This window comes from Pseudomonas sp. FW305-3-2-15-E-TSA4 (assembly GCF_058787295.1).
This window is the reverse complement of sequence record NZ_JBYSZP010000010.1, coordinates 152,438-166,187: the sequence shown is the minus strand read 5'-3', so window position 1 is coordinate 166,187 and position 13,750 is coordinate 152,438. Positions and strand designations below refer to the sequence as shown.

General features: G+C 60.9%; 20 protein-coding genes. 6 read left to right on the top strand and 14 right to left on the bottom strand.

The window, feature by feature from the left end:
- The first annotated feature begins 181 nt into the window (after positions 1-181).
- A complete protein-coding gene (locus tag AC3WMV_RS15800; RefSeq protein WP_095136362.1) occupies positions 182-622 on the top strand; it encodes a carboxymuconolactone decarboxylase family protein in 441 nt (146 codons plus the stop codon).
- 236 nt (positions 623-858) lie between these two features.
- Here the strand turns inward: AC3WMV_RS15800 and AC3WMV_RS15795 are convergent, their stop codons facing one another.
- A complete protein-coding gene (locus tag AC3WMV_RS15795) occupies positions 859-1,203 on the bottom strand; it encodes a hypothetical protein (protein ID WP_103369816.1) in 345 nt (114 codons plus the stop codon).
- 207 nt (positions 1,204-1,410) lie between these two features.
- On the opposite strand from AC3WMV_RS15795, the gene AC3WMV_RS15790 reads away from it, so the two are divergent.
- Genes AC3WMV_RS15790 through AC3WMV_RS15780 form a run of 3 tightly spaced genes read left to right on the top strand, consistent with a single transcriptional unit; the run spans position 1,411 to position 3,594 of the window.
- Complete coding sequence (locus AC3WMV_RS15790; protein WP_256584967.1) at positions 1,411-2,076, top strand: secretin and TonB N-terminal domain-containing protein; 666 nt, start codon at positions 1,411-1,413, stop codon at positions 2,074-2,076.
- On the top strand, positions 2,073-2,624 hold the full coding sequence (locus AC3WMV_RS15785) for an RNA polymerase sigma factor (RefSeq protein ID WP_103369818.1): 552 nt from the start codon (positions 2,073-2,075) through the stop codon (positions 2,622-2,624). The genes AC3WMV_RS15790 and AC3WMV_RS15785 overlap by 4 nt, the downstream gene beginning before the upstream one ends.
- Before the next feature lie 31 nt (positions 2,625-2,655).
- The gene (locus AC3WMV_RS15780; protein WP_103369819.1) at positions 2,656-3,594 is read left to right on the top strand and encodes a FecR family protein; all 939 of its coding nucleotides are present in this window, start codon (positions 2,656-2,658) and stop codon (positions 3,592-3,594) included.
- A gap of 338 nt (positions 3,595-3,932) precedes the next feature.
- Here the strand turns inward: AC3WMV_RS15780 and AC3WMV_RS15775 are convergent, their stop codons facing one another.
- Positions 3,933-4,541, bottom strand: a complete 609-nt coding sequence (locus tag AC3WMV_RS15775) for a type II secretion system protein GspJ (RefSeq protein WP_103369820.1) — start codon at positions 4,539-4,541, stop codon at positions 3,933-3,935.
- Positions 4,538-4,990 (bottom strand): type II secretion system minor pseudopilin GspH, encoded by a 453-nt coding sequence (gene gspH, locus AC3WMV_RS15770; RefSeq protein WP_103369821.1) that lies wholly within the window; start codon positions 4,988-4,990, stop codon positions 4,538-4,540. Before gspH ends, AC3WMV_RS15775 begins: the two co-directional genes overlap by 4 nt.
- 133 nt (positions 4,991-5,123) lie before the next feature.
- Between gspH and AC3WMV_RS15765 the strand changes: the two genes are divergently transcribed.
- Complete coding sequence (locus AC3WMV_RS15765; protein ID WP_492561394.1) at positions 5,124-5,552, top strand: type II secretion system protein N; 429 nt, start codon at positions 5,124-5,126, stop codon at positions 5,550-5,552.
- Between the two features lie 111 nt (positions 5,553-5,663).
- Here AC3WMV_RS15765 and AC3WMV_RS15760 read toward each other — a convergent pair whose 3' ends face one another.
- The 10 genes from AC3WMV_RS15760 to AC3WMV_RS15715 form a co-directional block, all read right to left on the bottom strand.
- Positions 5,664-6,275: a formyltransferase family protein gene (locus tag AC3WMV_RS15760; protein WP_103367944.1), complete on the bottom strand. Its 612-nt coding sequence runs from the start codon at positions 6,273-6,275 to the stop codon at positions 5,664-5,666.
- Positions 6,266-7,390 (bottom strand): GNAT family N-acetyltransferase, encoded by a 1,125-nt coding sequence (locus tag AC3WMV_RS15755; protein ID WP_103367943.1) that lies wholly within the window; start codon positions 7,388-7,390, stop codon positions 6,266-6,268. The genes AC3WMV_RS15760 and AC3WMV_RS15755 overlap by 10 nt, the downstream gene beginning before the upstream one ends.
- Positions 7,387-7,539 carry a hypothetical protein gene (locus AC3WMV_RS15750; protein ID WP_178085235.1) on the bottom strand — a complete coding sequence of 51 codons (153 nt, stop codon included), beginning with the start codon at positions 7,537-7,539 and terminating at the stop codon, positions 7,387-7,389. Before AC3WMV_RS15750 ends, AC3WMV_RS15755 begins: the two co-directional genes overlap by 4 nt.
- On the bottom strand, positions 7,508-7,702 hold the full coding sequence (locus AC3WMV_RS15745) for a zinc finger domain-containing protein (protein ID WP_103367942.1): 195 nt from the start codon (positions 7,700-7,702) through the stop codon (positions 7,508-7,510). The genes AC3WMV_RS15750 and AC3WMV_RS15745 overlap by 32 nt, the downstream gene beginning before the upstream one ends.
- 138 nt (positions 7,703-7,840) lie before the next feature.
- The gene (locus tag AC3WMV_RS15740) at positions 7,841-8,293 is read right to left on the bottom strand and encodes a YiiX/YebB-like N1pC/P60 family cysteine hydrolase (protein ID WP_103367941.1); all 453 of its coding nucleotides are present in this window, start codon (positions 8,291-8,293) and stop codon (positions 7,841-7,843) included.
- A gap of 2 nt (positions 8,294-8,295) precedes the next feature.
- Positions 8,296-8,874 (bottom strand): phage tail protein, encoded by a 579-nt coding sequence (locus tag AC3WMV_RS15735; RefSeq protein ID WP_256584861.1) that lies wholly within the window; start codon positions 8,872-8,874, stop codon positions 8,296-8,298.
- 9 nt (positions 8,875-8,883) lie between these two features.
- Entirely contained in the window at positions 8,884-10,029 is a 1,146-nt protein-coding gene (locus AC3WMV_RS15730; protein ID WP_178085234.1) for a hypothetical protein, read from the bottom strand.
- Complete coding sequence (locus AC3WMV_RS15725) at positions 10,029-10,577, bottom strand: phage tail protein (protein ID WP_103367948.1); 549 nt, start codon at positions 10,575-10,577, stop codon at positions 10,029-10,031. The genes AC3WMV_RS15730 and AC3WMV_RS15725 overlap by 1 nt, the downstream gene beginning before the upstream one ends.
- Positions 10,570-11,691 carry a baseplate assembly protein gene (locus AC3WMV_RS15720; protein WP_103367940.1) on the bottom strand — a complete coding sequence of 374 codons (1,122 nt, stop codon included), beginning with the start codon at positions 11,689-11,691 and terminating at the stop codon, positions 10,570-10,572. Before AC3WMV_RS15720 ends, AC3WMV_RS15725 begins: the two co-directional genes overlap by 8 nt.
- Positions 11,675-12,052, bottom strand: a complete 378-nt coding sequence (locus AC3WMV_RS15715) for a GPW/gp25 family protein (protein ID WP_103367939.1) — start codon at positions 12,050-12,052, stop codon at positions 11,675-11,677. The genes AC3WMV_RS15720 and AC3WMV_RS15715 overlap by 17 nt, the downstream gene beginning before the upstream one ends.
- 149 nt (positions 12,053-12,201) lie before the next feature.
- Between AC3WMV_RS15715 and AC3WMV_RS15710 the strand changes: the two genes are divergently transcribed.
- Positions 12,202-13,200 (top strand): acyltransferase family protein, encoded by a 999-nt coding sequence (locus AC3WMV_RS15710; RefSeq protein WP_103370541.1) that lies wholly within the window; start codon positions 12,202-12,204, stop codon positions 13,198-13,200.
- Here the strand turns inward: AC3WMV_RS15710 and AC3WMV_RS15705 are convergent.
- The gene (locus AC3WMV_RS15705) at positions 13,197-13,748 is read right to left on the bottom strand and encodes a phage baseplate assembly protein V (RefSeq protein ID WP_103367937.1); all 552 of its coding nucleotides are present in this window, start codon (positions 13,746-13,748) and stop codon (positions 13,197-13,199) included. The genes AC3WMV_RS15710 and AC3WMV_RS15705 overlap by 4 nt on opposite strands.
- Positions 13,749-13,750 lie beyond the last annotated feature (2 nt).

Genomic DNA, 13,750 nt, shown 5'->3' with positions numbered 1-13,750 from the left:
GACGTCGGCACATCCAACATGGCGGTGACTGAATGACCGCTATCGCGAGCAGGCTCACTCCTACAAGGTTATGTGTTTGGTCGGGGGGCAGTGGTGTAGCGGTTTTTCGTGGAATTGGGGCTGTAATGCCGAGGGCTCAGCGCTTACCGTGAACTCATCATTCCGCTTCCCGAGACCTGCCATGTCCCCGCGTCTGGACTACTACAACGCATCGCCCAAGGCGATGAAAGCGATGATCGCCATGGAGGCGCTGACCAGCGATCTGAGCATCGAGGCGCCGCTGTTGCAACTGATCAGGATCCGCGCCTCGCAGCTCAACGGCTGCGCGTTCTGCACCGACATGCACTCGGTGGACGCGCGGCGGGCCGGGGAGAGTGAGCGGCGTTTGTATGCGATTGCGGTGTGGCGCGACAGCGGCTTTTTCAATCCGCGTGAGCGGGCGGCGTTGGCCTGGGCCGAAGCAGTGACGCTGTTGGCTGAAAGCCATGTGCCGGACGATGTTTATCAGTTGGCCAAAGCGCAATTCAGTGAGGCTGAACTGGTGGATCTGACCATGGCCGTCACCACCATCAACAGCTGGAATCGTCTGGCCGTAAGCTTCCGCCAGACCCCGAGCGACTGACGTGCATACCCTGTAATTGGGGTATTTCTAGTGATTGAGGTATTCCTTGTGGTGAGGGGATTTATCCCCGATGGCCTGCGCAGCAGGCCCAAAACAATCCGACGCGGGTCCCGTCAGATAAACCGAGTCAGCGGGATTGACGACTGCTGCGCAGCCGATCGGGGATAAATCCCCTCGCCACAGGTGTGTTTCCCCTTCGTGTAGGTGTGTGAGTTTCTTAGCCTCAGGTGTTTGATTCATTTATTGGTTAATGGGGATGTTCCGTTATTGGCGGGTGGGCGCTGTGGTTTGACTGAAGTACCAAAGGTATTGCCCATCCGCGTACTGGTCGCCGCCGGCGTCGCAAGCCCGACCTGATTCGGTGGCCGCTTGTTCACCGGCACATTCAGCGCTTCCTGATTCTTCTGCGCAGCGGCAGCACCCTCGGGATTGTTGCCCATCTGCTGGCTCAGGCAGTCGTAATTCGGCGCCTTGTAGCCACCCACCGTCACTTCCACACAGCCCAGCGGCTGCTCGGCCTGGGCGCTGGCGAAGGCGCTCAGCAGCAGCCCGCCGAGGGCGAATTTCCACAGTGATTTCATGCAAGCCTCCTGGCCGGCCCGAAGCGGCCGTTCTCTGATTGCAGTCTAGTGCAAGCCTTGGGCGAATCCCGTGATGGTTTTTTTGCACCGCCCGTCACACCAGATTCATAAACAGCCATCAGGATGACGGTTTTCAGGGGTACGTCAGCCGTGCAGCGAGGCAGTTCCAGGGACGGTCTTCAGCGTTCAGCGACTCTTGTGCGCCGGGTGAGTCTGGGGCTGCTGCTTGGCTGGTTCAGCGGCGCTGCGACAGCCGAACCGGTGCCGGCCGACTTGCGCATGACGCTGCACATCCCGGCGCAGGACCTGGCCCGGGCGCTGGATCAGTACAGCCATGCCACCGGGGTGGCGGTGCTGGTCGACAGTCAGTTGAGTCGTGGCCGGCGCTCGTTGGCGGTCGATGGCGAATACACCGCTGCTGATGCGCTGCGCCGTTTGCTCGGCGGCAGCGGCCTGATGGCGCGTTATGCCCGCGACGATGCGTTCACCTTGCAGGTGGCTCAGGTCGAGGACGTGCCATCGGCCCTGGAGAAGTCCACGCCGGCAAGCGCCGCCGTGAGTCGCAGTTACGCCACCGCGGTGCAAGCGGCGATCGAGCGCAACCTGTGCCGTTCGCCGCTGACCCGTCCGGGCAGTTATCGCGCGGTGTTGCAGGTCTGGGTCGGGCGCGACGGCGTGGTGCAGCACAACCGGTTGGTCACCACCACCGGTGATGTACGGCGCGATACCGCGCTGGTGGAGAGCTTTCGCAATCTCAGGATCGACCGGCCGACGCCCAGCGCGTTGCGTCAGCCGGTCACGTTGCTGTTGTTACCGGAGTCGTCAGGGAAACGCATGGAATGCACCAAATGGGAAGGAGTTTCCGGGGGATGAAAGACACCGGACAAGGTTCGATGGTCCAGCTGTTCCTGACGTCCTACGAGGACTTTCGGGTGCGCTTGCGCCGCCGTCTCGGCTCGGAAGACCTGGCCAACGACGTGCTGCACGAAACCTACCTGCGGGTCGACCGCATGGAAACGCCGCCGAACCTGCTGCGGCCCAACGCCTACCTCTATCGCATGGCCCTGAACATCGCCGCCGACCGCCGTCAGGCCGATGCGCGCCTGCTCACCGGCGAGGAAGTCGAAGAGCTGCTGCAGATCGGCGACGAAGCGCTGGATCCGGCGCGAGTGGTGGGTGGGCAGAAGGAAATCCAGTCGCTGCTCAGCGCCCTCTACGAACTGCCCGCACGACGTCGCAGAATCTTCATCGCGGCACGGCTGGAGGAGGCGCCGCACATGGAAATCTCCCAGCGCTTCGGCATTTCCACACGCATGGTCGAGAAGGAAATCAAAGCTGCATTGGGCTTCTGCGCAGCGAAACTGGAAAGAAAAGTGTTTCAGCGGTTCGGTCGCGGGGCCGGAAAACCGTCTTCTGAATAGTGCCCGATCATTTCGTTGAGAATCTGCGCGTTTGAACATCTTTCGACTGACACCTGCCGAGCCATCGGCGGCCGACAATCTGCACAGCGAAGCCCACGACTGGTTGGTCCTGCTGACCTCCGGCCGCGCCACCGTGGCCGACGCCCGCGCCTTGCGCGACTGGTGCGCGCAAAGCGCCGAACATGCCTGCGCTTTCGAAGAGGCCAAGGTGTTGTGGCACAACCTGCAGCCTGCCGCTGAAATGCTGCAGTCGCCTCGGCGCTTCGGTCGCCGGGCGTTTCTCGGTGGTGCTATCGCGGCATCGGCGGCGTTTCTGCTGGTGCGCGGCACGATTCCCGGTGGTTTCGAAGGGCTCGGCGCCGATTACATCACCGAGGTCGGCCAGCAGAAGCGCTTCGAACCAGCCGACGGCGTGCGCCTGGAACTCAACACTCAGACCCGCATCAACCAGCGTTCTGGCGATGATGGCGTGCAAGGTTTTGAGCTGGTCAGCGGCGAAGTCGAAGTGCAGACCGCGCGGTTGCCATTGGCGATGCAGGCCGGAGGAGGGTGGTTGCGGGCGAGTCAGGCGCGGTTCAACCTGCGTAACACCGATCAGCAAGTATGCGTGACTTGCCTTGATGGTTCGGTGGACGTCAATGTCGATGGTCGCAGCCTGCGTTTGCAGCCCGGTGAGCAACTGACCTACGACGGGCAACAGGTGGGCGCGGTGCAGAGCGTCGACACAGCCGCGGTGATGAACTGGCGCCAACAGGTACTGGTATTCAACGGCGCAACCCTCAGCCAGATGATCGACGAGATCAACCGCTACCGCCCCGGCATGTTGCTGCTGCTCAACCGCGAACTCGGCCAACGCCGCGTACAGGCCCGCTTCAGCCTCGACCAACTCGCCGGCGTCGCCCTGCTGATCCGCGACGCCTACGGCGTCAAATGCACCGAACTCCCCGGCGGCGTCGTCGTCCTCAGCTGACCCCAATCCCACCAACCCCACCACCCCCTGTGGGAGCGAGCCTGCTCGCGAAGACGACCTTCCAGCCAACTCATCTCTCTCAGACTGCATACCATCCACTTGTAGGAGTGAGCCCGCCCGCGATGACGGCCCGACAGCCGACCAATATCTACCGGCTTGTGGGAGCTGACCTACCAGCGATGACAGCCCCCAAGCCAACCATTCCCCAACTGACCAAACCCAATCCAACTGTGGGAGCGGGCTTGCTCGCGAAGGCGTCCACTCAGCCAACTCATCATCAACTGACCCACCGCATTCGCGAGCAAGCCCGCTCCCACAAGTTTATGCAGTGATGCTAGCTACTGCAGCGGCCCCATCACCTGCCGATACCGCTCCACCCCCTGCGCCGTCTCCCGCGTCAACCGAACCTCCAACCCCAACGGATCCTCCCGCCGATTCCCACTCAACTGCCGCCAACCCTTATCCACCTCCCAAACCCGCACCTGCACATCACTCACACCCTGCAACACCGCCACCCCAGCCCCCGGCGCCGGCAACGGATAACGACTGCGCGCCTCAGCCACAGCCCGATACAACGTATCCCCCTTGACCCACCACCGCACCCGCTGCAAAGCCCCAGGCTGATCCGCCGCACGGCGAATAATATCCAGCCGAAACCCCTTGCTATCACTGCTCCGCACCGTCAGCGCAGGCGGCGCACTCGGCGGCTCATCATCCACGCCAACCTTCTTCGGCTCAGTCAATTCAATCCCCGCACGCATCTCCACATCACGCTGCAACTGATTCAACGCCCGCAACAAACTGTCACTCTGCTCACTGCTCGCCTGCAAATGACTGTCCGCCCGCGTCACACTGTCCAGCCCGCGCCAGGCGATCAGACTGACCACCGCCATCAGCAAAATAGCGACCATCACCTCGATCAGGGTAAAGCCCCGTTGATCGTTCATTGCACACTGATCCTTCCACTGGCATCGCGCAGTACACTCAGCCGATTCAGCCCATCAGACAGGGTCAATTGCAGCGGCGGATTGATCCACTCGGCGTTGAGCACCACCTTCTGCTTCGGCTCTACCCGCACCTCCAGCTTCGGACTCTGCCAGGTGCGCGGCCGCAACTGCGGGTCATCCTTGAAATGCTCGAACCCCCGACCACTGTCACTGCGCCGACTGAACCGAAAGCCCTTGCCATCGCTCAGCCACACAATCGGCCGGCCATCGGCGCGGGCCTCCGCCTGCGCCACCTGCAGCAACTGCGCCACCCGCTCGGCGTCCTTGCGCAGCAACTGCAGCGGATCCGGCTTGATACTCAGACTGATCGCCGCACTGGCAATCCCGATGATCACCAGCACCACCATCAGCTCAATCAGCGTAAAGCCCCGTTGCTTGCCCACATTCATCGGTTGCGCACTCCGTTGCGTCCAGCCCCGTCCCAAAAAAACATCCTGCACGGCCAACATGTAAGCCGTGTGAAATAAAACCGTGAGAATTGCCGCGTAGCCTGTCAGCAGGGACTAAAAGGAGATTCAGCCCATGATGCTCACCACCCGCATATCCCCCCCGCAAGCCGTCCAGGCCCTCGCACTGCTCGCCGCCCTGGTTGGCGTCGCGACCTGGTCGTCGCTACTCCTGACCTCTGCCGAATCCCACACCCCTCCGGCGCCACCGCAAATGCTCGCGGCACGCAGTGACAGCCCGGCGTTGCAGTGGTTTTCCAATCAAACGGCGCCGATGGACATCAAAGTGAGCGGGGTGATGGCGGGGAGTCGGGGGGCGGTGGCGATTTTGAGTTTGAATGATGGGCCGCCGAGGAGTTTTTTGCAGGGGGAGAGGGTGGGGCCGGGGGTGAAGTTGGTGGCGGTGGAGGGGGATGGGGTGGTGATTGAGCAGGGCGGGGAGAGGGTAAGGTTGGGGGTGGAGAGGTTGGGGGAGGGGGTGGAGATGCCTAGGTTGGTTAGGTGATGCGCGGCGCGAAAAATTCGGGCTTTGATGCGCGATAAATGGACTTGAAAAGATTTTCGCATAGTGCAAAAGAATTGCATAAAGAAGGCCCCTCGCGGGGCCTTCGTTGTTTCACCCTGACAATCGCCTGTTTGATACGCCCGGCTCCCATGTCGCCAGATCGGGATCTTGAGGGCGGCCTTTGCAGTCGATGCCGGAATCGAGCATCGCCAGTGCTTGGGAGAACAGTCGAAGCCCCATCGGGGCAAGTTCTCTGCGCCACAGCAATTGCGCCGTGTCATCCGAACGGATGTGGCACCAGTCTTGGACAAGTACTGGCCCGGTATCCGCCCCGTCGTCCAGCCAATAGACCGAGCCGCCCGTGATCGGCTCCCGCATCTGAATCGCCCAATGCACTGCGTCTCTACCTCGATGCCTTGGCAGCAATGAGGGGTGGTAGCCCAGCGCGCCGTGTGTTGCTTTGGCGCGGACTTCTTCCTTTATATAGACGTGGGCGTGTGCGGTCAGGATGACGTCACACGCCGGCACCTGGTCAGCGCTCAGGCGCCCTTGCGTGCAATCCGCCGGGACGCCCATTTGTTGCGCGGCCGCGTAGAGCCTGTCGTACTCCCCATCCGCCCCAAGGGCTGGGGCGATGGCGATCACCACCTGGTGCCCCTCGGCCATGCAACGCTTCAAAAGCTCGGCCGCCAACCACTTCTGACCGATGATCGCTACTCGCATGCGTTCTCCCCAAGGTAACGAAAGCCCTGAACCGCCCGAAAGTGGCCGCCGAAACCGCTGCCGGCACTGGCGTGTCGGCCGAGACGACGATTGCTCTCCTTGAGGCTTTGACGGCTCCGGGCGTAGTTGCCACCAATGAGCGCAGCCGAGACCTGCGTCCACCGTTTGTCCCTACGGAGTGCGGCCGCAAGGCCTGGGTGGCTGGTATGGAACAGCGTGCGTAACGGCCGGCCGTAGCGGTTGCGCCCCTCCAGCCATTGGCCGGACAGGGCGTTGAGGAAGCGCATTCCCACCCCGGCGCCTTGCCACTCCGGCATCACCACCAGACGGCACGCCCGCGCCTCGATCAGCCCCGGCCGGGTTGAAAACGCGATGTGGGCCACGGGTTCGCCGTTGACCCAGCCGACGTAATGAGTGGATGCAACCATTGGCGGCAGCTTCAAATAGTGATGCGGCTCAAACAGGGCATAGTCGCGCTGCTTAGCCTCGCGGATCTCAAGCTCAAAGCTTGGTCTTGGCCGAAGCCACCCCCGGTGGAATTCGGCGGTACCGGTGTCGTAAACCCAGTCAGGCTGTACCCAATCAAGGATGTCGTAGTGGCAAGACAGGAGAACCACTTGCCCGGCCGTCCGGCGCCACGCCTTGGCGAAAGCGGCGGCGCCCACGCGGGCGATTTGCCGGTCTACCACCGAGCTGAACTCGTCGACGACGGCCATTCGCGGCGCTTCACAAACGAGCCGGGCCAAGTTCGCCCGGAACTGCTCTCCATTTGAAAGCACCGCGAACGGCCGGAGCCACGCCGGCACTGTTCCCAGCCCAACGGCCGACAACGCGCCGGTCACGTCATCGAATGACCCCATCGGGTCAATTGCGTCAATGATCGGCAGGTTTTTCGGCCATCGCGGGCTGTAGAGCGCGCCAATGGCCTTGCCCAGCGTTGTTTTTCCCGAGCCTGACGGCCCGACCACGACGCCAATCTTCCACGACAACTCCTCAATCGGCAGATCCGCCGCGACGTCGACGTCGCAGCCCGATTGCACGTTGAATAGAGATTTGACCCGAGCCGCCCGGTAGCTGTTGAAGTCGGAGCAGCGGTGCGAAACCTCAACCTTCATACGCACACCACCCGGACTTTGTAGCCGAGTGACTTGAGCTGCTGGAAGGCGCTCTGTTGCTCTGATTCACTTGGGCAAACCACGATGACGCCAAACTGTGGTTTGTACTTGAACCCGTTACGGCCGGGGGCTTTGCGTTGCTTTTCCATGACAGCCTCTATCATCGGCGCTCGGTGGCGCTTTAGAAATGAGGCTCACGGCCTTCTGGTGATTGATGGCCCCGCAGCGGGGGCACTTAATCTGAACTTCGCTCGGCGGCAGCATCTTCGCGAGCAATCTACGGCATTGACCACAACGGACTTCTTGCATCATCTGCAAACCTTTTGCACTTCTGGTAGGCTCCCGACCGCTCGCGCGAGCAAGGGGGCCTAGGCTGGTTCGCAGGCTACATCTGCCTACTGGCGACAGGTTCAGGTGCTCGAACACCTGAACCGGTCGCCCTCTTTTATCTCACCACGTACAAAGCTCGCCCACTGGCGGAAGCATCCATAAATGCTGCGGCGTTACCCGGCGCAGACTCTCGCAGCGGTACCACGGTTCTCCCGCTTCGGCGGCCGACCAGGCGATTAGCTCCGAACAAAACCAGGCTTCCCGTTCTTGCCAGTCACGGCGCAGCCCCAGGCCGAGGACGGCCGTCCAGTCGTAGGGTTTGCCGAGCTGGCTACGCGCCGCGCCGATGATCCTTTGGGGGTTGCGGGCAGGCAGTTCAACAAGGGCGGTTTCTCTTGTCCGACCAATCGCGTCATTGAGCGTGAGCTGGCGGACGCCGTAGAACGGCGCCGCTTCGATCACCTCATCGCCGGCAACCAAGGCGACGTGGCTCCAACGCGACCAGGTGGCCGCACGGATCACCGCGCCCATAGGGCTATTCGAACTGCTGAACAACAGTCGTACGGCGCTCATCGTCAACCCTTCGCGTTGCCAACGCCGGTAACAGCCGCTTGGATAGCCTTGATGGCTTCATCGGCGATCTGCTTGGCCTCATCGATTGAGCCCGCCGCTAGTTTTGCTTTGATCAGTTCTTTCGCCTCAAGGCGTCGCTCGCGGATCTGGTAGAGCACCTCCGCGTATTGGGCCGCCTCGGTCAAAATACTATCGGCGGCTTCTTGAGGTGTCCGCCCCGTAATCGCCCAGGCGGCAACGGTACGCGGCACTGCGTCCTCAGGGTATCCGGCATCTTTGAAGGCTTGAGCCTCGCCCGCAGCTCGCTCGTATTCGACCGCCCGGAGCGGGTCACCCGCTACGGTCTGCCGCGCTTGGTCAGCGTAGTTATCGATCCGTGCGCACAAGTCAGCGGCAGTTGGTACCGGCTCGCCGTCATGCTCCCACTGGCCTTTCCATTCGCCGGTTTCCCTGATCCGCGTTCCCTTGAATCGCGGATTCCAGCAGGGCTGAGGCAATGGCGCCGCCGTCCAGTGAGCGGCTTCGCCTGGCGCGTCTGCGGCGTAGAGAAACCGGCCATTTTGATCAATGACAAAAATCATGTTGCCCCCTTAAACCGCTTGTACACAGAAGCTCAGTTGGCATTCGAACCCGCCAGCGCCGGCTGTTGATCCGGTCGCGTAGTCCAAAACAACTTCGCCGCTTGCCTCCACTCGCCATGACAGCCAACCAAGCGCAAATGGGCTGGAGGTTGCCCAGTCTCCCGTTCCACACATCCTGATGAGTGGCCGAAAGCCAGGCGGAAGTGTGAACATGACAAGTGCCCCGGCGCCGTTACTGACCCAACGTGACGCGTCAATATTCACGTACACATTCCCGTTGGCCTTCCAGAACCGCGACACGTTCCTGTCAGCGAAACCGTTGATGAATGCCGGCACCTGGATGTTTGGAGCGGAGAAGTTCGCGAAGGCGTTGCTGACTACCCAATTGGTCTGGCTCTGCGTGTAGCTATCGACGATCCCGTAACCGGCCAACGAGTTGGGCTTGCCCGAAGTGATCTTGCTCCAGTCCAGCCCCGGAATATCGGCGGCGGCAAGGCCACCGCCGCTGGTAGCCAAGCCTTTGGCGTTGATTGCAATTTTGGTGTACGTGCCTGCCGCTATGCCGCTGTCGGCCAACGTCAGGGCGAGGTTTGCGTTGGCGCTGCCGTCGAACGATGCGCTGCCGCTCGCCGCTCCTGATGTCGAAATCGTGCGGGGCGTTTCCAGCTTCTTGGTGGCGACAGCTGTGCCATTAATGCCGAGCGCATCAGTAATGCCGTACCCGGCAAGTGTGGTGGGCTTGCCGGAAACGATTTTGCCCCAATCCAAACCGGGAATATCGGAGGCGGCTAAAACGCCGCCGCCCGTCACCAGCCCCTTAAGGTTGACGGTAACTTTCTCATAGGTGCCCGCCGCAACGCCGCTATCGGCGAGGGTTAATGAGATATTCGCGTCCGCGCTGCCATCAAACATGGCGCTGCCAGTCGCAGCCCCGCTGACGGACAACTTTCTCGCAGCGGCAAGTTTGGTGGCTTTGAATGCGGTAATTGTGCCGTCGATTAGCCCTTCAAATTTTGCCTTTAGCCACACAGTGCGGCTAGCGAGTGCCCTTGCCGCCTTGTTGGCGATGCCGTCGGGGCCACCCAAGACCGGGTCTGGCGTCTCGATCTGATAAACGCCGTCCGCCCATTCGGGCGGTTCAGGTAGGTTTGCCATCAGTTACTGCTCCCGTGGTTGTACTGACCGTCGTAGTTCGCCAGCCCGTTGTAACGAAGGGGCACGGCCTGGTAATCCAACTCAACCAGGCGGCAGCGTGTTGGCGCGACGGCGAGAAGAAGACGACGCAACATAGCCGCCTGTTCGTTGGTGATAACTCGCTCCAGGAGAGCGACTCGATAGAGCGACCAAACAGGCGCCTTGCCTTCCGAGGGGCTAACCCCTTCATCAATACGGATAGCCCCAAAACCCAAGAGTCGAAATACTTCCCGAATCGCCCACGGGTTGCCTTTGAAGCGGTGCAGCTCGGCGGCGTTTTTTATGAGGTCGCGCTTTGCGTCCACCGATTCGGCCAATTGCCAAGCCACCTCATCCATCAGCGAAAACTGATCGGCGAGATGCGGCAACGTCGCCGGTTGCACCAGGTCGACCAGGTAAACAAGCATCGCGTTGAGATCGATCTCGTCCAGCGACTCTTGGAGCAGTTCACACAAGGTTGCGAAGCGCTCATCGCTCGCCAGCGCGGGGGGCAACTGTTGATCAGCCAATGGCCACCCCCGCGTCAATCAGCTGGATTGCCCCGCAATTGGCCCAATGATTCGTTTCGAGCACTGCCAGCGCACTGGGTTGCTCCAGCTCCGCCCGGTAGACGCCGCTTACCTGCAGGAGAGCGGTCAGCTGTTCCCGAACGATGTCCCGGCCTAGCCCGGCGCGGCGATCCTGCGCATAGGCATATGCCGCCGCATTGGCGGCCGCCAACGCGGCGGCACGATCCGCTTCTGCGTAAAAAGTAAGATGAGCCTTAATCTGAAACGGCATCTCTACCGGGCTGTAAGCGTGCACGGTGTCGCACAGTGGGCGGACTTTCTCGCCACTCAGGCGAGTTTGGACGCGCTCAAGAATTTCAGCAGAGGGCAAACCGGTATTCGTCAGCGGATAGACCGCTACATGGCCATCCGGCTGACCTTCATCCGGGCCGTGAACGGCTACATCAGTAATTGATTGATGAACCGCCAAGGCGTGATAGCGGTAAGCGCCCCGGCTGCCGGCATTGCTGAACGCTTCCGGCGCAAGAATGATCCGCTCGCGGTATCGGTCGTCCTGTTCATCCTCCGCCCCATCGGCGGATGTCGTAGTGTTTACCGCCGTCATACCGGCCGCTTGGCCATTAACAAGGCTATTGATTTGCCCAGCGGCCCATCCGTTGCCCAATGCCCCAGCCGTCAAACAAGTCGCCGTGGCCGTGATGCTGGACTGTCCGGCGGGTATGACCACGTCCTGGTCGCTCAGAAACACAAGTTTGCCGTCCTGAGTGCTCACCTTTGCGCCGGCACGGATTAAAAGCGGTTGCGGCACCGCTGCCGGCATGTTGAAGCGCAACACGCACCGGGCCGGAACAGCCAGCAACCGTGGGGTGGCTACAAGTTCGCCGAGGTAGTCGAGAATCGGGCCTTTCGCGAATCGCACCAGAAGCTGCTGGCCGGCGTTTTGAACGGCCGCCTCCTGGCGCGTTACGGCGTAGGCAATTTGGTCAATGAACAGCCTCTCCACTTGGGCGGGGTATAGGGTTTTCCCCGATTTTTCCTCGTAGCGGGCAATCAACTTGGCCTCGGTGGCTGCGGGGTCCACATCGATAAAAATAGGTTTAGGCAGCTCGCGCAAAGGGCACCTCCGTCAACTGTGGAACGCCATCGGCTACCCGCCACTGCACGCGCAGCGTGATCTGTGGGGCATTGATGATCACCTCGACCTTTACAACAGCCACGCGGGTTTCCCAGCGGCGGATCGTGTCGACCGCCTCTCGCACCAGGTGCGGGGTTACCCGGTTCTCCGGCCAGTCGATGTAGAGGTGGAGATCACTGCCAAATTCGGGCCGATGCGGGTCGCTGCCTTTCGGCGTGGCCAGAACGATGTGGATAGCCTGGTCGATGTCACGCAGGCCCTCAACAACCTCTCCCGGAGTACCAAGAGCGGGCTGCCAGTGCGCGGCGGTGATGCTGGTATAGGGAATGGGCGTCGTCATGTGCCCATCATGCGCAAGTGGCTTAGCGGCGGCTTTTAATCGAGTTTAAAGAGGATGAGGAAAATACCGGGGCGTAGAAAAAGCCTGTTCTCCTGGCGCAAAGCATCGTAATTTACGCGCCATAACTACAAGGACGTTTGGGGGTGTAAGTGGGAGCTTTTCGTCTGCTTTTGGCCGTTCTGGTCGCTGTTTCTCATATGGGCAAAACGTTCATGGGGTTAAATCCCGGCGTGGTTGCCGTGATTTCCTTCCTGATCATCAGCGGCTTCGTAATGACCTCGCTGATCGAGCGCAACTACAAGGCGCCGGAAAAAGTCGGCCTGTTCTACTTGGACAGGGCCTTGCGGCTTTACCCTCAGTTCCTTTTCTACTTCGTCGCCTCCTGCGTGGTGATCTATTTTCTGCTGCCAGGAACGCCTCAAGCGGCCGAGTTGACCTTTAAAACTATCGCCTCAAGCCTGCCTATGGTTCCCCTCGGGTTCTACATGTTCGGCGCGGCTGGGGTGGAGATCTTGCCGCCGGCTTGGTCGCTCGGGCTTGAAATGTGCTTTTACCTGGTGATCCCGTTCCTGATCATCTACAGGGCGCGGAGCGTTGCCTTCGCCTTGTCCGCCGCCGTCTTCATGGCCGCGTGCCTTGGCTTCATCAACACCGATCTGTACGGCTACCGGTTGCTGCCGGGCGTCCTGTTCATGTTCCTGTGCGGCAGCTACCTTTACAAACCGCAGGCCAAGGGCTTAGCGATCGCTGCGGGCACCGCCCTGGCGGCCGCGTTGGTTTTTGTGGCGATTATGGCGGGCTTGATCGAGCGTCGGCCTTTCAACGCCGAGGTTACCGCCGGCATAGCGCTGGGCGTGCCCGCCGTGTTCTTACTGACGAAGCTCAAATTTCACCGAATTGATGAATTCCTTGGGAACATCAGCTACGGCGTATTCTTGAATCACTTCGTGGTGATGTATTTTCTGCGGGGTTTCTGGCCGGTTGCTTACGACGGCCATATTGTTGCGGCGGTGTTGTTCTTGTCGTTCCTGCTAAGCGGCGTTTCTTATTACTACGTCGAGCGGCCGGCTTTGAAACTTCGGCACGCGCTAAGGGCCGGCGCGAAGTATGAAGGGGGTCAAGTGCGGGGCGGCGAAACAGCGGCTTAATGGGTATGGTGGTTGGAATTGCCGCCGCCATCCATGACAGATCCTACGGCGTTGACATTGCCTCCTACATCCAGATTTCCGGCAATCGTGAAGTTGCCGGTTGCCTTAACGTCTGGACTGTCCAGAGTCACCAGCGGGGCCTTGACGGTCACCGGCATGCCGCACTGAACGTCCAGATTCTTATCGCAAACGAGCTTGGTTTGGCCGACACACACCAACGCCATGACATGCTCGGCGCGGTCGTAAGTGAGCGTTGTCCCGTCACTAAAGCGTACATAGTCAGTATCTTCATCCGTAACTGGGGGCGGCTCTGCGGTTGAGTAGACGCCGCCCAGGTAGACGCCGCCGACGCCGTCAGAATCCAGCAATACCGCGACTTGCTCACCCAGCTCGGGCATCAACGGACGGCGTTTCGTGCCTTGGGTGTTACGCTGCGGAACGTTCAACCAGTAGCTCTCAACGCCGTCGCGGTCATCGAGCCGAACGCGAATCTGGCAGTTCAAGTAATCAACGGCGCTGACTTCGCCGTACTCCAGTTGGACGCTCATTA